18 protein-coding genes are annotated in these 17,519 nt (G+C 53.7%); 14 read left to right on the top strand and 4 right to left on the bottom strand.

Annotated features, from left to right (window positions below; all coding sequences use genetic code 11):
- Positions 1-74 precede the first annotated feature (74 nt).
- The gene (locus GUC46_RS11930) at positions 75-2,021 is read right to left on the bottom strand and encodes a methyl-accepting chemotaxis protein (RefSeq protein WP_044710762.1); all 1,947 of its coding nucleotides are present in this window, start codon (positions 2,019-2,021) and stop codon (positions 75-77) included.
- Positions 2,022-2,176: 155 nt separating this feature from the next.
- Complete coding sequence (gene hdeB, locus GUC46_RS11925; RefSeq protein WP_003019999.1) at positions 2,177-2,506, bottom strand: acid-activated periplasmic chaperone HdeB; 330 nt, start codon at positions 2,504-2,506, stop codon at positions 2,177-2,179.
- A 401-nt stretch (positions 2,507-2,907) separates the two neighbouring features.
- On the opposite strand from hdeB, the gene GUC46_RS11920 reads away from it, so the two are divergent.
- The 7 genes from GUC46_RS11920 to GUC46_RS11890 are packed head-to-tail and all read left to right on the top strand — an operon-like array spanning position 2,908 to position 9,825.
- Complete coding sequence (locus tag GUC46_RS11920) at positions 2,908-3,774, top strand: MurR/RpiR family transcriptional regulator (protein WP_003020002.1); 867 nt, start codon at positions 2,908-2,910, stop codon at positions 3,772-3,774.
- A gap of 14 nt (positions 3,775-3,788) precedes the next feature.
- Positions 3,789-4,376, top strand: coding sequence for a D-alanyl-D-alanine dipeptidase (ddpX, locus tag GUC46_RS11915; RefSeq protein ID WP_044710765.1), 588 nt, complete (start codon positions 3,789-3,791; stop codon positions 4,374-4,376).
- A 15-nt stretch (positions 4,377-4,391) separates the two neighbouring features.
- Positions 4,392-5,954 (top strand): ABC transporter substrate-binding protein, encoded by a 1,563-nt coding sequence (locus tag GUC46_RS11910; RefSeq protein ID WP_003843680.1) that lies wholly within the window; start codon positions 4,392-4,394, stop codon positions 5,952-5,954.
- Positions 5,955-5,998: 44 nt separating this feature from the next.
- Positions 5,999-7,021, top strand: a complete 1,023-nt coding sequence (locus tag GUC46_RS11905; RefSeq protein ID WP_032935738.1) for an ABC transporter permease — start codon at positions 5,999-6,001, stop codon at positions 7,019-7,021.
- Complete coding sequence (gene ddpC, locus GUC46_RS11900) at positions 7,018-7,914, top strand: D,D-dipeptide ABC transporter permease (RefSeq protein WP_003020010.1); 897 nt, start codon at positions 7,018-7,020, stop codon at positions 7,912-7,914. The genes GUC46_RS11905 and ddpC overlap by 4 nt, the downstream gene beginning before the upstream one ends.
- A complete protein-coding gene (locus GUC46_RS11895; protein ID WP_160180217.1) occupies positions 7,911-8,897 on the top strand; it encodes an ABC transporter ATP-binding protein in 987 nt (328 codons plus the stop codon). Before ddpC ends, GUC46_RS11895 begins: the two co-directional genes overlap by 4 nt.
- Positions 8,890-9,825, top strand: a complete 936-nt coding sequence (locus GUC46_RS11890) for an ABC transporter ATP-binding protein (protein ID WP_060854916.1) — start codon at positions 8,890-8,892, stop codon at positions 9,823-9,825. Before GUC46_RS11895 ends, GUC46_RS11890 begins: the two co-directional genes overlap by 8 nt.
- 18 nt (positions 9,826-9,843) lie before the next feature.
- On the opposite strand, the gene GUC46_RS11885 is transcribed toward GUC46_RS11890, so the two are convergent.
- A complete protein-coding gene (locus GUC46_RS11885; RefSeq protein WP_115489509.1) occupies positions 9,844-10,734 on the bottom strand; it encodes a LysR family transcriptional regulator in 891 nt (296 codons plus the stop codon).
- A gap of 142 nt (positions 10,735-10,876) precedes the next feature.
- Here GUC46_RS11885 and GUC46_RS11880 point away from each other — a divergent pair, with 142 nt between their 5' ends.
- Genes GUC46_RS11880 through GUC46_RS11855 form a run of 6 tightly spaced genes read left to right on the top strand, consistent with a single transcriptional unit; the run spans position 10,877 to position 16,586 of the window.
- Positions 10,877-11,584, top strand: coding sequence for a CoA transferase subunit A (locus tag GUC46_RS11880; RefSeq protein ID WP_003020020.1), 708 nt, complete (start codon positions 10,877-10,879; stop codon positions 11,582-11,584).
- 2 nt (positions 11,585-11,586) lie between these two features.
- Positions 11,587-12,243 (top strand): CoA transferase subunit B, encoded by a 657-nt coding sequence (locus GUC46_RS11875; protein ID WP_003020022.1) that lies wholly within the window; start codon positions 11,587-11,589, stop codon positions 12,241-12,243.
- Positions 12,244-12,253: 10 nt separating this feature from the next.
- Positions 12,254-13,459 carry an acetyl-CoA C-acetyltransferase gene (locus GUC46_RS11870; protein WP_003843686.1) on the top strand — a complete coding sequence of 402 codons (1,206 nt, stop codon included), beginning with the start codon at positions 12,254-12,256 and terminating at the stop codon, positions 13,457-13,459.
- A complete protein-coding gene (locus tag GUC46_RS11865; RefSeq protein ID WP_016150252.1) occupies positions 13,449-14,372 on the top strand; it encodes a 3-hydroxyacyl-CoA dehydrogenase family protein in 924 nt (307 codons plus the stop codon). The genes GUC46_RS11870 and GUC46_RS11865 overlap by 11 nt, the downstream gene beginning before the upstream one ends.
- A 37-nt stretch (positions 14,373-14,409) precedes the next feature.
- Positions 14,410-15,804 (top strand): GntP family permease, encoded by a 1,395-nt coding sequence (locus tag GUC46_RS11860; protein WP_196491835.1) that lies wholly within the window; start codon positions 14,410-14,412, stop codon positions 15,802-15,804.
- An 11-nt stretch (positions 15,805-15,815) separates the two neighbouring features.
- Positions 15,816-16,586, top strand: a complete 771-nt coding sequence (locus GUC46_RS11855) for a 3-hydroxybutyrate dehydrogenase (RefSeq protein ID WP_003843689.1) — start codon at positions 15,816-15,818, stop codon at positions 16,584-16,586.
- A 47-nt stretch (positions 16,587-16,633) separates the two neighbouring features.
- Here the strand turns inward: GUC46_RS11855 and osmC are convergent, their stop codons facing one another.
- A complete protein-coding gene (gene osmC / locus GUC46_RS11850; RefSeq protein WP_003020036.1) occupies positions 16,634-17,065 on the bottom strand; it encodes a peroxiredoxin OsmC in 432 nt (143 codons plus the stop codon).
- 227 nt (positions 17,066-17,292) lie between these two features.
- Between osmC and sra the strand changes: the two genes are divergently transcribed.
- Complete coding sequence (gene sra, locus GUC46_RS11845) at positions 17,293-17,433, top strand: stationary-phase-induced ribosome-associated protein (RefSeq protein WP_003020039.1); 141 nt, start codon at positions 17,293-17,295, stop codon at positions 17,431-17,433.
- The last annotated feature ends 86 nt before the right edge of the window (positions 17,434-17,519 follow it).

Here is a 17,519-nt window from a genome sequence, read left to right as displayed (position 1 = left end):
ATCAATAAATCGTGCTTAAGCACCATTATACTGGAATTATCCGGGCACAAGATCTGTACCCGGATAGGATGTGGTTAACAGGCAACGGAAGGCTCAGGTAATCTGAAAGAAGAGACCAGCAATGCCAGCTGTTCCGCCTCCTCTTTCAGCGCCTGCGTCCGTGCTGCGGCATCATCAATTAACGAGGCATTCTGCTGAACGGTGCTGTCCATTTCGGTAACTGCGAGCGTAACTTCGGAAACACCTTTACGCTGTTCTTCACCCGCAACGCGTATTTCCCCCATCAACTGGCGTACCTGACGCACATTGCTGACCAGTTCTCCCAGACGTTCGCCGGCAGTGTGAATTTGCTGACTTCCGCTACCAACATGAGAAACGGATTCATCAATCAACGCTTTAATTTCCTGGGCGGCGGTGGCACTGCGCTGAGCCAGCGTGCGCACTTCGGAGGCCACGACGGCAAACCCTCTGCCAGCATCACCCGCTCTGGCGGCTTCAACCGCGGCATTCAGGGCGAGAATATTGGTCTGGAACGCAATGCTGTCGATGACTGCGACAATTTCCACCATTCTGCCGGATGAGGCGCTGACATTATCCATCGTAGAGATAACGCCTTGCATCACATCACCGCAACGGTTGGCCGTTTGCGCTGTGTTATCGGATAGCTCATCCGCCAACTGTGTATTACTGGCGTTTTGATGAACGGTCGCATTTAACTGCTCCATAGCCGCTGAACTCTCTTCCAGCGCAGCGGCCTGCTGCGTTACGCGAGATGAAAGCTCCATATTACTGTCAGCCAGGCTAACGGCGTTATTCGCCACCACTGTGCTACTGCTTCTGACGGTGATCAGGATGGCCGAGATTTTATCGACGAACAGGTTAAACGCCTCGGCGATAGCCGAAATCTCATCTTTGCCGCGAACATCCAGACGACGGGTAAGATCACCTTCTCCCTGCGCGATGTCATCAAGAGCCTGACGAGTATCATCGAGACGTGAGATTAGTCGACGAACCACCAGCCATGATCCCACCAGCAACAGCGTCATGATAGGGATCAATACCTCCAGAACGTCCTGCATCATCACTTTGGCAAGACCGACAATACGTGATTCTGGTGTCACAAGCCCTACGACCCAGCCGGTATCTGGCATCGGGAACAGCATGACCTGTGACGCTGTATTCAGGACGAGATCATTTTCCAGCGTTATGGTCTTCACCCCATCTGTCGGGCGCAAAGATTTCAGACCATTTTGCACCGGGATAAGCCACTGCGCGCTTTGCGCCAGATCGTTAATGGTTTTATGTTTGGCCAGGTCGGCCTGCGGGAAATAGAGAATTTGTCCCTGCTTGTCTACCACAAACGCGTAACCGCCAGTACTGTTGCCCTGCTGCTGCATGAAAGTTGCGACGTTATCCAGACGGATATCGGTGGTAGCGACACCGGCAAACTTGCCCGCCTGCTGATAAGGCACGCTGCATGTCACCATGTTGACGCCTGAACTGGCATCCTGGTAAACATCAGACCATAGGCAGTTGTTTTGTGATTGCCCTTTGGCGTGCTGATACCAGCTTTCATTGTGGTATCCGCTTGATCCTTCGACGTTATAATCGTTGGAATAGACAAGCTTCCCTTCGGCATTACGCGCCCAGAAAAAGCTTCTTTTCTCCACACCTGCGGTGAAGGCGTCTGGTTCTGGCCAGATGCCGCCGCCGGTAATAATCGAGTCTTTACCTTCACCAATCAGATGCGGAACGACGCTTTGATACAGAGATTCATCGTTAGGCAACACTTCAGCCAGTCGCGACAGGCTGACAGTCTCACCTTCAATTCGGGACAATACGGTACTCAACTGACGGGTTAAACCTTGCCCTGTTTCTTCGATCAGGGCGGTGTTGATTTCAACGACGCGCGGCTGACCACGCCAGAGCATAATCACCACGATAACAATAGTCGTTACTGCAAGCAGCAGAATGCCGCCGATGGTTAAACGCGTTGAAATACGAGTAGGATACCAGGCCATACAAACTCCTTCTGCAAAAGGCTAACTTTTATCCAGTATCGGCACAGGCGTTTATATCTTTATAAAGATTTCTTAAGTATTGCAAAAGAAAAAAGTGACAATGTCACAAATAACAAAACCCAGCACTTTGGCTGGGTTTTAATAACGGATTAATTTTATTTAGATAATTCTTTTTTGATTTCGTCTTTTATTTTACTTAATTCGCTCTGCGGATGTTTCTTACAAAGTTCAACGGTCAGAGGAACTGCAGTCGTAACGGTTTCGTTATAGTCTACGTAATCGCCACCTTTGAAGTCTTCGTCTTCATTGAGCACCCAGAAGGCCACCGGAGCCATAGTTTGTGGGTTCAAATCAATAAACTCCTGACAGTTCATGCCTTTCGGAGTCACTTCAGTTTTAGCGTTATCTGTTGCTGCATTGACGCTGACACTGGTTAACAGCGCTGCGACCAGAATACCTGCTGTAGAAAGGGAGAATTTATTCATTGTAGTACTCCATGTATAATATAAATAATATCTACACTTGCGCTTAACACCGTTAATGTAGCTCGTGAAAAATAATACCCTTATAGTCATAAGAATAAAGATTGGTGTTATTGATATGGCTGAAATTTATATTTTCAATTACTGATTCTTATGTCTTAGGGATAAATGTTGCCCACAATGTGATCGTTCCGACGAAATCAGCAGATTCATACCCCGCTTCCTCTGCCGTTGCACCAAAACTGAACTACGCTGCACAAATGTTGATCATTAGTTAACGAATTTGAGCTGAATTTTAACAAAAACAGCCAGCATGCTGCTGTTACTGACATGGCACGCGTCGTGCATTGTTAATTCGCTAACAGAGATACGGAATCTGACAGACAACTAACAGCGAGAAGGTAATGACAGCCAAACCAGAGTTATTTACCCGCATAGAGCAAACCTTTAGCCAGCTGACGCCCAGCGAAAAGCGCGTGGCTGGGTGGCTGTTAGCCCATGCTGTGCAGATCCCATTTGAAACCGCGGATGGCATCGCGAAAGCAACCGGAACCAGCGGCATTACCGTCGGACGTTATCTGCGTAAACTGGGCTTTCGTAACCTGGAGGATGCAAAAGCCAGTCTGCGTGAGCTGCCTGTAGTTCCGTATCAGCCCTGGGGAATGAATGAACGACTGGATTCCTGGCACCAGCAACAAAGCCTGCCAGATCGGGCACACCAGTCGCTGTTACTGGAAATCGACGCCATTACCCACGTCTACCAACTTGCTCAGGGTGAGACGTTTCTACGCATTGCACAGCAGTTGGCGCATGCGGAAGCCGTGTACATCCTCGGGATCCAGTCCACACGCGGGATCGCTAACGCCTTTTTTAGTCACCTGGAATATCTGCGACCTAAAGTCAGCTACTCCGAAGGCCTTTCCGGCAGTTGGGTAGAGTCGCTGAACTCGGGATTCAGCCAGCCTTACGTGGTTATTACCGATATGCGCGCCTACTCCGCTATTTCGCGACAATATTGCCGTGTCGCCACTGAACGCTGCATTCCGCTGGCGCTAATTACCGATGTGTGGTGCCCATGGGCCAGGGATTATTCCATTGATTTGCTTCAGGTAAAAACCGACACCGGACATTTCTGGGACTCACTGGCACCGGTGAGCTGTCTGTTCAACTTATTACTTTCTGCGGTGGTGGCGCAACTGGGTGACGCCCTCGCAGGACGCCTGCAAACTAATCGCCAGTTACAACAACAATTTGGTCAATTCGAACAATAAACAGGAAACGTGCTATGTCAGAACTCCCAGAACTGGTCGATCTGTCGGTGATATTTCCGTCGCTGCATATCGATCTTAAATACGCTACTGCCGACAACATTACCGGCGCACCTATCTACAGGGAAGCGCGTTGCCTGTTGCACACCGAGGCGGTAACCGCGCTGGCAAAAAGCATCAGCATTGCGCAACTGGCGGGCTTGTCGCTGGTGGTGTACGACGCGTATCGCCCCCAGCAGGCGCAGGCGATACTGTGGAATGCCTGTCCCGACCCGCAATATGTTGTCGATGTTGCCATTGGTTCCAATCACAGTCGGGGTACGGCAATTGACGTCACGTTGATGGACGATCGCGGCCATCTCCTTGATATGGGGGCCGGTTTTGATGAAATGCACGACCGTTCCCATGCCTGGCATCCGTCTGTTCCTCCGGCAGCGCAGCGTAACCGCCTGCTGCTCAATGCCATTATGTTTGGTGGTGGTTTTGTCGGTATTAACAGCGAATGGTGGCATTTTGAATTACCTGATGCCGCCCGTTACCCGCTGCTTGACGATCAAATGGATTGTTACACTGTCACGTCTATAACAACACAACATCCCCTTTAATTCTGGAGCCTGGTTATGAAGACTACACCTGCGTTAAACGCTTTTTTCCGCCCCGCTCTGATAGCCGTTGCGTTAGCGGTAGCCCTGCCCGCCGCGCAGGCTGCTGTTCCCAAAGATATGTTAGTGATTGGTAAAGCCGCCGATCCGCAGACGCTCGATCCCGCTGTGACCATAGATAACAATGACTGGACGGTCACCTATCCCTCTTACCAGCGGTTGGTTCAGTACAAAACAGATGGTGGTAAAGGTTCCACGGAAGTTGAAGGCGATTTAGCCAGCGGCTGGAAAGCCTCGGACGACCAGAAAGAGTGGACGTTTACCCTGAAAAACGATGCCAAATTCGCCGACGGAACACCGGTGACGGCTGATGCGGTAAAGCAATCCTTCGAACGTTTGCTCAAGATTGGTCAGGGACCTGCGGAGGCTTTCCCGAAAGATCTGAAGGTTGAGGCCATTGATAACACCACGGTGAAGTTTACCCTCAGCCAGCCGTTTGCTCCGTTTCTGTATACGCTGGCAAATGACGGTGCCTCAATCATTAACCCGGCCATCTTAAAAGAGCATGCCGCAGACGACGCCCGCGGATTCCTGGCGCAGAACACGGCAGGATCTGGTCCCTTCATGCTGAAGAGTTGGCAAAAGGGACAACAACTGGTGCTGGTGCCTAACCCGCATTATGCCGGTACAAAACCGACGTTTAAGCGCGTCTCAGTCAAAATCATTGGTGAAAGCGCCTCCCGTCGCCTGCAACTGTCCCGTGGCGATATCGACATTGCCGATGCGCTTCCTGTTGACCAGCTTGCTGCTTTAAAACAGGAAGGCAAAGTGAACGTGGCGGATTATCCCTCATTGCGCGTGACTTATCTGTATCTCAACAACAGTAAGGCCCCGCTCAATCAGGTGGATTTACGCCGCGCTATCTCGTGGGCCACCGATTATAAAGGCATGGTCAACGGGATCCTGAGCGGCAATGGAAAGCAAATGCGTGGCCCAATCCCCGAAGGCATGTGGGGTTTTGACGATAAGGCCATGCAGTACAGCTTCGATGAAGCCAAAGCCAAAGCAGCGTGGGACAAAGTTGCCACCAAACCTGAAAGCCTGAGCTTCCTGTACTCAGATAATGATCCAAACTGGGAACCTATCGCGCTTGCTACCCAGGCAAGCCTTGGCAAACTGGGCATTAAGGTGAAGCTGGAAAAACTGGCGAACGCCACCATGCGTGACCGCGTGGGCAAAGGCGATTATGACATTGCCATTGGCAACTGGAGTCCGGATTTTGCCGACCCGTACATGTTTATGAACTACTGGTTTGAGTCAGATAAGAAAGGCTTGCCGGGTAACCGTTCGTTCTATGAAAACAGTGAGGTCGATAAGCTGCTACGTAGCGCGCTGGCTACGACCGATCAGGTGGCCAGAACCAATGACTACCAGCAGGCGCAAACCATCGTGATTGATGAAGCGGCCTACGTCTATTTATTCCAGAAAAACTATCAGTTGGCGATGAACAAAGACGTCAAAGGATTTGTATTCAACCCCATGCTGGAACAGGTCTTCAATATCTCCACCATGAGTAAATAAGCCACGTTTACGCGGAGCCGCTCTGGCTCCGCAAGGGGAAGCTAATGACGTTCTGGAGTATTTTGCGCCAGCGATGCTGGGGACTTATTCTGGTGGTTATCGGTGTTTGCGTAATCACCTTTATTATTTCACATCTGATACCTGGCGACCCCGCACGGCTGTTGGCGGGCGACCGCGCCAGCGATGAAATTGTCGAAAATATTCGCCAACAGCTGGGGCTGAATCAACCGCTGTATGTCCAGTTTTTTCGCTATGTCAGCGACATTTTTCACGGCGATTTAGGCACCTCCATTCGCACCGGGCGTCCGGTACTGGATGAACTGCGCATTTTCTTCCCCGCTACCCTTGAGCTGGCTTTCTGCTCTTTGTTGCTGGCGCTGGTGATAGGTATCCCGCTGGGTATTTTATCTGCGGTCTGGCGTAACCGCTGGCTTGATCACCTTGTTCGGCTAATGGCAATTACCGGTATCTCCACGCCAGCATTCTGGCTGGGGCTGGGGGTTATCGTGCTGTTTTACGGTCATCTGCAAATTTTACCCGGCGGTGGACGTTTAGACGACTGGCTGGATCCACCTGCTCACGTCACCGGGTTCTACCTGATTGATGCACTGCTGGAAGGCAACGGCGAAGTCTTTTTCAATGCGCTTCAGCACCTGATTTTGCCGTCGCTGACACTGGCTTTTGTACATCTTGGGATCGTTGCCCGCCAGATTCGTTCCGCCATGCTGGAGCAACTGAGTGAAGATTACATTCGTACCGCCCGCGCCAGCGGGTTACCGGGCTGGTACATCGTGCTGTGCTATGCATTGCCTAACGCTCTCATCCCATCAATCACCGTCCTCGGCCTGGCGCTGGGCGATCTGCTCTACGGTGCGGTATTGACCGAAACGGTCTTTGCCTGGCCAGGCATGGGCGCTTGGGTGGTGACCTCAATTCAGGCACTCGACTTCCCGGCGGTAATGGGATTTGCCGTGGTGGTCTCGTTCGCCTATGTGCTGGTCAACCTGGTGGTGGATTTGCTCTATTTGTGGATAGATCCTCGAATTGGACGTGGAGGTGCTGAATGATGCTCACACAAGAAACGCCGACCGCCCCTCAGACAGCACGCCGCCGCACGGACTGGGCCAAACTGTTCTGGATGATGAAAAGTAGCCCGCTGACGCTGGTTGGCGGGGTCATCATCGTATTGATACTGCTGCTGATGGTGCTGTCGCCGTGGATAACGCCACACGATCCTAATGCCATCAATTTGAGTGCGCGCCTGCTGCCCCCGTCAGCCGCTCACTGGTTTGGTACCGATGAAGTTGGCCGCGATCTGTTCAGCCGCGTTCTGGTAGGAAGTCAGCAGTCGGTCGTTGCGGGTCTGGTGGTGGTGGGTATCGCCGGGGGATTGGGATCACTGCTGGGCTGCTTGTCGGGTGTCATGGGCGGGCGCGCCGACGCGATAATTATGCGGATGATGGACATTATGCTGTCCATTCCTTCGCTGGTGCTGACGATGGCGTTGGCCGCCGCGCTGGGCCCCAGCCTGTTTAACGCCATGCTGGCGATTGCCATCGTCCGTATCCCTTTCTATGTGCGCCTCGCCCGCGGTCAGACGTTAGTGGTGCGCCAGTTTAGCTATGTACAGGCTGCCCGGACCTACGGCGCTTCACGCTGGCATCTGATTAGCTGGCACATTTTACGCAATTCTCTGCCGCCACTCATTGTGCAGGCATCGCTGGATATCGGCAGTGCGATCCTGATGGCTGCCACGCTCGGGTTTATCGGTCTGGGTGCGCAGCAACCCAGCGCTGAGTGGGGCGCGATGGTCGCAATTGGCCGCAATTATGTGCTTGATCAGTGGTGGTATTGCGCTTTTCCCGGCGCGGCCATTCTGATTACCGCCGTGGGCTTCAATCTCTTTGGCGATGGTATTCGCGATCTGCTGGATCCGAAAGCCGGAGGAAAACAGTCATGACACAACCCGTACTGGAAATCGAAGACTTACATTTGAGTTTCCCCGGCTATAAAGCTGAGGTGCATGCACTGAACCATGTATCGTTACATATCAACCGCGGAGAAATCGTTGGTGTGGTGGGTGAATCCGGTTCCGGTAAGTCCGTGACCGCCATGCTCACCATGCGTCTGCTTCCGGAGGGAAGCTATCGTATTCACCAGGGACGCGTTTCACTGCTGGGTGAAGATGTGCTCAACGCCAGTGAGAAACAAATGCGCCAATGGCGCGGCGCACGCGTCGCGATGATCTTTCAGGAGCCCATGACGGCACTGAATCCGACCCGGCGTATCGGCCAGCAAATGGTGGAGGTAATCCGCCATCACCAGGCGTTAAGCCGCACGGATGCCCGTCATAAAGCCGTCGCTCTACTCGAAGAGATGCAAATCCCGGACGCGCCGGAGGTCATGAAACGATTTCCGTTTGAGCTTTCCGGCGGGATGCGCCAACGCGTGATGATTGCGCTGGCCTTTTCGTGCGAGCCAGAGCTTATTATTGCCGATGAACCGACCACCGCGCTGGACGTCACGGTGCAACTGCAGGTGCTGCGTTTGCTGAAGTTAAAAGCACGGGCCAGCGGAACAGCCGTGTTATTTATCAGTCATGATATGGCGGTGGTTTCACAGTTATGCGACCGGTTGTACGTCATGTATGCCGGGAGCGTGATTGAGAGTGGCCCGACGCAAACCGTTATTCAACGTCCGACGCATCCCTATTCCATCGGCTTGCTGAAATGCGCGCCGGAACACGGCGAACCACGCGCATTGTTACCTGCGATCCCCGGCACCGTACCGAACCTAACCTGCTTACCTGCCGGATGCGCATTTCGTGAGCGCTGCTTTGCCGCTGGTCCTCGTTGTGAAGAAACGCCTGCGTTAAGTAGTCAGGGAGGCGTAGATCAACAATCTGCCTGCTGGTATCCACAACTGGAGACAACACATGTCTGATTTTTTTCTGGCGCTGCAGGATGTTCATGTCAACTTTCCTGCGCGTAAAAACTGGCTTGGCAAGGTTACGGAACGGGTGCATGCGCTCAACGGTCTGGATTTACAGATTCGCCAGGGTGAAACGCTGGGGATTGTTGGCGAATCCGGTTGTGGAAAAAGTACGCTGGCGCAACTGCTGATGGGCATGCTGAAACCCAGCCAGGGAAGCTATTCTCGCCGTGGTGATAAACAGCATAACGGTATGCAAATGGTCTTTCAGGACCCTCTTTCATCGCTGGATCCTCGCTTACCGGTGTGGCGCACGATCACTGAGCCGGTATGGATCCAAAAACGAAGTCCGGAACGTGAGCGCCGCATGCTTGCTGAAGATTTAGCCCAACAGGTAGGCATCCGCCCGGAATATCTCGACCGTCTGCCGCATGCGTTTTCCGGTGGACAACGCCAGCGTATTGCCATCGCCCGGGCGCTATCGTCAGAGCCGGATGTTATCGTCCTCGATGAGCCCACTTCAGCACTGGATATCTCTGTGCAGGCGCAAATTCTCAATCTTCTGGTGTCACTTCAGGCGCGCAGAAATCTGACCTACGTATTGATATCGCATAACGTGTCGGTGGTCCGCCATATGAGCGACCGTGTGGCGGTGATGTACCTCGGGCAAATTGTTGAGCTGGGCGATGCTCAACACGTTCTCACTCACCCCGCCCATCCGTACACACGGTTATTGCTGGACTCTGTCCCTAAAACGGGCGCGCCACTGACGGAAGATTTGGTGTTACGTAAAACCGAGCTACCGGGAAACCGAACGTTGCCCCAGGGATGCTTTTTCCGTGACAGATGTCCATTGGCAACCCACGGTTGTGAGAAAAAACAGGCATTACTGAAAAGTGATACCGGATGTGACGTTCGCTGCTGGCGGGCGGTTACATGACCTGAGCCGTTGAGAAAGTCAGGTGCGATACGCCTTTTTCAGTGAATCCACCAGCACCTCGGAAGCAGTAGATAATTTATGATGTGCTGAACGCAAAACCCCGATCCGACGCTGGATCACCGGCGTATCCAGATCGATACAGGTTGCGCCTAACTCTGCCATTTGCGTGCGGCATAGTGCAGGTACGGCGCTACCGCCCAGACCGTTAGCCACCAGACGGCCAACGGTTACTAATTGATGGCTCTCCAGCGCTACTTCCAGCGTATGTCCGCTTTGCACCAGTTGTTCTTCCAGCATCAGCCGCACGGCTGACGGACGTTGCAAGGTGATGAAATCCAGCGTCAGCAGTTCGCGCCATGCAATACGATCCCTGTCTGCCAGCCGACAGGTTGGCGGCACAATCGCGATAAAACGATCCACGCCGAGCGGCGTGAAATGCAGATGTCCCGAATAGTCCGGCTCGAAGGCTATGCCCATCTCGACCCGCCCTTCACTGACCATTTCAATCACGTGTTCATTGATCACATCATGAACCGTTACGTTGATACCAGAATAAGAATCACGAAACGTTTTCAGTACCGATGGCAGGACGTTAGCGGCAAATGAGGGCATGGCGGCGATCGAGATTTTACCACGCTGCAGCGTAAAGCGTTGGCGCATGGCTTCTTCCGTATTCTCCCAGTCCGCCAGCAACTGTCGCCCCATATTCAGCAGCGTTTCTCCCTCCTGCGTCAGAGTCACTTTGCGGGTGGTTCTCAACAGCAACGCCCCGCCCAGCGAATCTTCCAGTCCTTTAATCGCCAGGCTTAATGCGGGTTGCGACATGTTCAGTCTTTCACTGGCATGAGCAAAATTCAGAGTGTGAGCTACCGCTAAAAACGCGCGTAACTGTTTGATGCTCATTCCCATTTCGCATTCCTTTAACTTATTGAATACCTTTAATTAACATTAAATTGATAAAAAAACCCAATGAGTGAGTCACAAATTTAAAATTAACAAATCATTTTTCACCCCCAATGATGTCGGCAAGGACAACTGGGGAGGCAAGTGTATGGCTGGACTGGATAAACGTGTTGCCACTTATCAAGAGGCGCTGGAAGGACTGACCGACAACATGACGCTGCTGGCGGGCGGTTTTGGTTTATGTGGGATCCCTGAAAACCTGATTACCGAAGTACGCCGTCGAGAAGTACAGGGACTTACCGTTGTATCAAACAACTGTGGCGTGGATGGCTTTGGCCTTGGCGTACTGCTGGAAACGCGCCAGGTGCGCAAAGTGGTCGCGTCCTATGTAGGGGAAAACGCCCTGTTTGAGAAGCAGGTGCTTAGCGGCGAACTGGAAGCCATCCTGACGCCACAGGGTACGCTGGCAGAGCAGTTGCGCGCGGGCGGCGCGGGGATCCCGGCATTTTTTACCGCGACTGGATATGGAACCCCCGTAGCGGAAGGGAAAGAGGTTCGCGAGTTTGCCGGACGCCCTTACATCCTTGAACAGGCGATAACCGGTGATTTTGCATTGGTTAAAGGCTGGAAAGCCGACTGGTACGGCAACGTCATCTATCGCCACACCGCACAGAACTTTAATCCGCTGATGGCTGCCGCCGGGCGCATTACCGTCGTGGAAGTCGAAGAGATTGTCCCTCCCGGAGAACTGGACCCTGCAGCGATTCACACTCCCGGAATTTTCGTTAACCGCATTATTCAGGGGCAGTTTGAAAAACGTATTGAACAACGCACCCTGCGCCAGAAAGGAGCCTGACCATGTTAACGCGTGAACAAATGGCGATGCGCGTCGCCCGCGAGCTGCGCGACGGTTATTACGTCAACCTTGGAATCGGCATTCCCACTCTGGTGGCAAATTATATCCCTGATGGCATGGACGTGATGCTGCAATCAGAGAACGGTTTGCTGGGTATGGGGCCGTTTCCCACAGAAGACGAAATTGATGCCGACATGATTAACGCCGGGAAACAGACCGTGACGGCGCGCAAAGGCGCGGCGATTTTCGACTCTGCGCAATCCTTCGCCATGATCCGCGGCGGCCACGTTGATCTGACGGTGCTCGGTGCGTTTGAAGTAGATGTTAACGGCAATATCGCCTCATGGATGATCCCCGGGAAAATGGTGAAAGGCATGGGCGGCGCGATGGACCTGGTTGCCGGAGCCGACAACATCATCGTGGTAATGACCCATGCTTCCAAAAGCGGTGAGTCCAAACTGCTTCCTGCCTGCACCCTGCCGTTGACCGGCGTGGCCTGCATCAAACGCGTGCTGACCGACCTGGCTCTGCTGGAAATTGCCGACGGGGCGTTCATTCTGCGTGAACGCGCCCCGGGTATCAGTGTGGATGAAATCGTCGCCAGAACCGCCGGCAAGCTGATCGTGCCCGAAACTGTCCCCGAAATGCAATTTAACTGAGGAGCTGACCATGCAGGATGTTGTAATTGTCGCGGCAACGCGCACCCCGATTGGCAGTTTTCATGGTGCGCTGGCACCACTTTCCGCCGTGGAGTTAGGTACAGCGGTTGTCCGTTCGCTGCTGGAAAAAACGGCTGTGGCGCCTGAACAAATTGATGAAGTGATTTTAGGTCAGGTGCTCACGACAGGCTGCGGCCAGAATCCGGCCAGACAAACGGCGTTACGCGCAGGACTGCCGTCAACCACACCGGCGTTAACTATTAATCTGGTGTGCGGTTCTGGCCTGAAGGCGGTGCATCAGGCGGTACAGGCAATTCGCTGTGGCGATGCGCAAATCGTGATTGCCGGAGGTCAGGAGAGCATGAGCAATGCGCCCTATTTTCTCGACGGCGCGCGGGCCGGCCTGCGGCTGGGTCATGCCAGTATGAAAGACAGCGTGGTGCATGACGGCCTGTGGGATGCGTTCAACGACTATCACATGGGTATTACTGCCGAAAATCTGGCGGATAAGTTCGTAATCAGTCGTGAGCAGCAGGACTTCTTTGCCCTGCGCTCCCAGCAAAAAGCCGCTGCCGCCATTGAAGCGGGTCGTTTTAGCGCGGAAATCACGCCGGTTAGCGTTCCACAAGGCAAAAAGCCGCCACGTGTGGTGGACCGTGACGAACAGCCTCGCCCGGATACTCAGGCCGACAAGCTGGCGCAACTTAAACCAGCATTTCGGCCAGGAAACGGCACGGTGACCGCCGGAAATGCATCATCCATCAATGATGGTGCCGCCGCGGTGATGTTGATGAGCGCCGGCAAAGCCGCAGAACTCAATTTGCCAGTGCTTGCCCGGGTAACAGGCTACGCGGTTTCTGGTGTCGATCCCGCCATTATGGGCCTTGGGCCGGTAGAAGCGTCACTCCAGTGCCTGAAGCGAGCGGGCTGGACGTTGAATGATGTCGATCTCATTGAGGCCAACGAAGCCTTTGCCGCACAAGCGCTGGCGGTTGGCGAATCCCTGAACTGGGACAGCGACCGGGTGAACGTAAATGGCGGCGCGATTGCGCTGGGCCATCCCATCGGTGCATCTGGTTGCCGAATCCTGGTGACACTGTTGCACGAAATGGCCCGCAGTAACGCGACCAAAGGGCTGGCTACGCTGTGCGTAGGCGGCGGTCAGGGCGTAGCGCTGGCGGTAGAGCGTTTGCAGGAGGTCTCTCATGCAAAGTAAGCCTGTCTGCGTTCTGGGGGCGGGGTTAATGGGGGTCGGTATTGCCACCCACTTCGCCCGTTATGGTCACGATATCTGGCTGTATGACACCGATAGCAGCCGAATTGCAGAAATTAGCGCCGTTGCCAGCGGTATTCTGGATGAGCTGATTACCGCCGAACAGTTTGCCGCAGACGAAAAAGAACAGGTTGTGAGTCGTCTGCACGGTACGACTTCGCTACCGGAGATTGCTGCGTGCGGGTTACTGATTGAAGCGATCCCGGAGCGGCTCGAGCTCAAGCACGCGTTGTATGCGCAACTGGAAGATCTGATCGCGCCTGAGGCCGTCATTGCCAGTAATACCAGCGGCCTGCCGCCGGATGCGCTGGCAGAAAAGCTCGTCCATCCTGAGCGGCTGCTCATCGCCCATTTCTGGCACCCGCCACATTTTATTCCGCTGGTCGAAATTGTCCCCGGCACCGCCACCAAAGCGGAATACCTGCGTGAGCTGCAACAGTTGCTGCTCTCGATGCAACTGGAAGCCGTCGTGCTCGATCGCGCCGCACCAGGGTTTGTCGGCAATCGACTGCAGTTTGCTTTGCTGCGTGAAGCGCTTCATATCGTTAAAAGCGGCATCGCCAGCGCAGAGGTGGTGGATCAGGTCATGCGCGCCTCGCTCGGACGTCGCTATGCGATGGTTGGCCCGCTGGAAGCGGCAGATATGACCGGACTCTCTACGGTGCAGGATATTTGTCGGCATCTGCTCCCGGAACTGGCAACCGGCAGCGAGATGATGTCGTTGGTCGCTGACAAGGTAGCCAACGGTGATACCGGTTTACGCAGCGGTCAGGGATTTTATCGCTGGGATGATTCGCGCAAGGAGTACATCCAGCAACGCAGAGAGCATCAACTGCGTTTTGCCCTGAAACCATAACGTCTCTTTCTGTACCCCAATATAATAATAAGGAGTCATGATGAGTGTATTAATCGCCCTGGCAGCGCTGGGCCTGCTGATGCTTGCAGCCTATCGCGGATACAGCGTCATTCTGTTTGCCCCCATCGCGGCATTAGGTGCTGTATTACTCACTGAACCCAGCGCCGTCGGCCCTGCTTTCACCGGCCTGTTTATGGAAAAAATGGTCGGTTTTGTGAAGCTTTACTTCCCGGTGTTCTTGCTGGGTGCAGTGTTTGGCAAGTTAATCGAGTTATCTGGATTTTCACGTTCCATTGTTGCCGCCGCTATCAACATCCTCGGTCGTCGTCACGCCATCCCGGTGATCGTGCTGGTGTGTGCGCTGTTAACCTACGGCGGGGTTTCGCTGTTCGTCGTGGCGTTTGCGGTGTATCCATTTGCGGCGGAGCTGTTCCGCCAGAGTAATATTCCTAAGCGCCTGATCCCGGCCACCGTTGCGCTGGGCGCATTCTCTTTCACGATGGACGCTCTGCCTGGCACGCCGCAGATCCAGAACATTATTCCGACCAGCTTCTTTGGGACTAACGCCTGGGCTGCGCCGTGGCTGGGGCTGATAGGCTCGCTGTTTATTATTTTCGTCGGTCTGGTTTATCTCGAACGTCAGCGTCGTAAAGCGCAGGCAAAGAATGAAGGCTATGGCACTGAACTGTTAAACGAGCCGGAAACGCCGGATAACATTAATCTGCCGAACCCGATCATCGCGATCTCTCCGCTGATCCTGGTTGGGGTATTTAACCTGCTGTTTACCCGCTGGATCCCACAGTGGTACGGCGCCACGCATCAACTTGAACTTCCGGGGCTTGCCAAACCGATTACCACCGAAGTCGGTAAAATCACCGCTATCTGGGCAGTGGAAGCGGCGCTGATTTCTGGGATCCTGCTGGTGGTGCTCTTCGGCTACCGCAACATTAAAGGTCGCCTGGCGGAAGGCAGCAGAACGGCGGTTGGCGGCGCGATCCTCGCGGCGATGAACACCGCGTCAGAGTACGGTTTTGGCGCAGTGATCGCCGCCCTGCCGGGCTTCCTCGTGCTGTCAAAAGCGCTGGCGGCTATTCCTGACCCGCTGCTCAATGAGGCTATCAGCATTACCACGCTTGCCGGGATCACCGGTTCGGCGTCTGGCGGGATGAGTATTGCCCTTGCCGCCATGTCTGACACTTTCATCGCTGCCGCACATGCCGCCAATATCCCACTTGAAGTCTTCCACCGCGTGGCATCTATGGCCAGCGGCGGTATGGACACCCTACCGCATAACGGCGCGGTCATTACCTTATTGGCTATCACCGGCCTTAGTCATCGTCAGGCGTATGGCGGAATTTTCGCTATTACCATCATTAAAAGTCTGGCCGTACTGTTTGTCATCGGCGTCTTCTACACCACCGGAATTGTTTAAGGAGAATCATCATGAACTTAACGGGAAAAACCGCCCTGGTTACCGGCTCGACCAGTGGTATCGGATTAGGTATCGCACAGGTGCTGGCGCAAGCTGGCGCCACCCTGATCCTCAACGGGTTTGGTGATGTTGATGCTGCCAAAGACGCTGTTGCGCAGTATGGCAAAACGCCAGGCTATCATGGCGCGGATCTGAGCGATGAAGCGCAAATTGCCGACATGATGCGCTATGCAGAGAGCGAATTCGGCGGTGTGGATATTCTTATCAATAACGCCGGGATCCAGCATGTTTCACCGATAGAAACCTTCCCGGTTGATAAATGGAACGCGATTATCGCGATTAACCTCTCCTCCGTTTTTCACACCACGCGTCTGGCGCTTCCCGGTATGCGCGCGCGAAACTGGGGGCGCATCATTAATATCGCTTCTGTTCACGGCCTGGTGGCTTCAAAAGAGAAATCTGCCTACGTAGCAGCGAAGCACGGTGTGGTGGGATTAACCAAGACCATCGCGCTGGAAACCGCGCAGACGGAAATCACCTGCAATGCGCTGTGTCCCGGCTGGGTGCTAACGCCGCTGGTCCAGCAGCAGATCGATAAGCGTATTGCCGAAGGCGCAGAGCCTGAGGCAGCCCGTGACGCCTTGCTGGCTGAAAAGCAGCCGTCGCGCGAATTCGTTACCCCAGAGCAGTTAGGGAATCTCGCGTTATTCTTATGTTCAGACGGTGCGGCGCAAGTGCGTGGCGTAGCGTGGAATATGGATGGCGGTTGGGTAGCGCAATAACATCATCAGGTGCCGGATAAGAACTGGTCACATCCGGCACGACTTTATTAAGACTTCAGTTTGTAATCCAGCGTTATTTCCGCTTTCAGAACCTGAGATACCGGGCATCCGGCTTTTGCTTTCTGGATGATGCCGTCAAACGTGGCGGCGTCTATCCCCGGCACGCTCACCTGGCTATGCAACGCGACTTTAGTGATCGCAAACCCGGCATCTACCTTATCCAGAGAAACATCGGCAGTGGTATCAATGGCATCTGGGGTAAACCCTGCTTCACCCAGCATCAGTGAAAGCGCCATCGAGAAGCAGGCTGCATGGGCCGCGCCAATCAACTCTTCAGGATTGGTACCTTTCTCACCTTCAAATCGTGTATTAAACCCATACGGTTGCTGATTCAACACGCCACTTTCGGTCGACACAGTGCCTTTGCCGCGCTTAATGTCGCCTTCCCAGTGTGCCTGACCTTTCTTATGGATAGTCATTACCGCTCTCCTGTGTTGTCGTCGGAGTTACTAGTATAGGACGCCCGGGGAAAAGTATGTTACATACGGGATAGTTCTCATTTGCCGCTTAAGCATTGACCTTTCAGATAAAATGACCGACCATCCAGAAAGCCGTTATGTTGAACATCGGCTTTATATCAGGTTGTATTTCGTCCGTTCTCATACGGGCTCGCCCTTGAAACCAGTAACAGGATTAAGGAGTTAGAATGAAATCGAACCGTCAGGCCCGTCATATTCTCGGACTGGACCACAAAATCTCAAATCAACGTAAAATCGTGACCGAAGGTGACAAAACCAACGTGGTCAACAATCCTACTGGAAGAAAGCGCCGCGCTGACGGCAAGTAGCCTTTCGCACGTCTGACTGAGTAACGAGATAAACACCATTGCAACCGCAGTGGTGTTTTTGCTTATAAAACCCCTTAACCCATTCA

It is taken from the genome of Citrobacter sp. LUTT5 (assembly GCF_009905315.1).
In the GTDB taxonomy this organism is placed as follows: Bacteria; Pseudomonadota; Gammaproteobacteria; order Enterobacterales; family Enterobacteriaceae; genus Citrobacter; species Citrobacter freundii.
The sequence above is the reverse complement of the archived record's forward strand: the minus strand, read 5'-3'. Positions and strand labels throughout refer to the sequence as shown.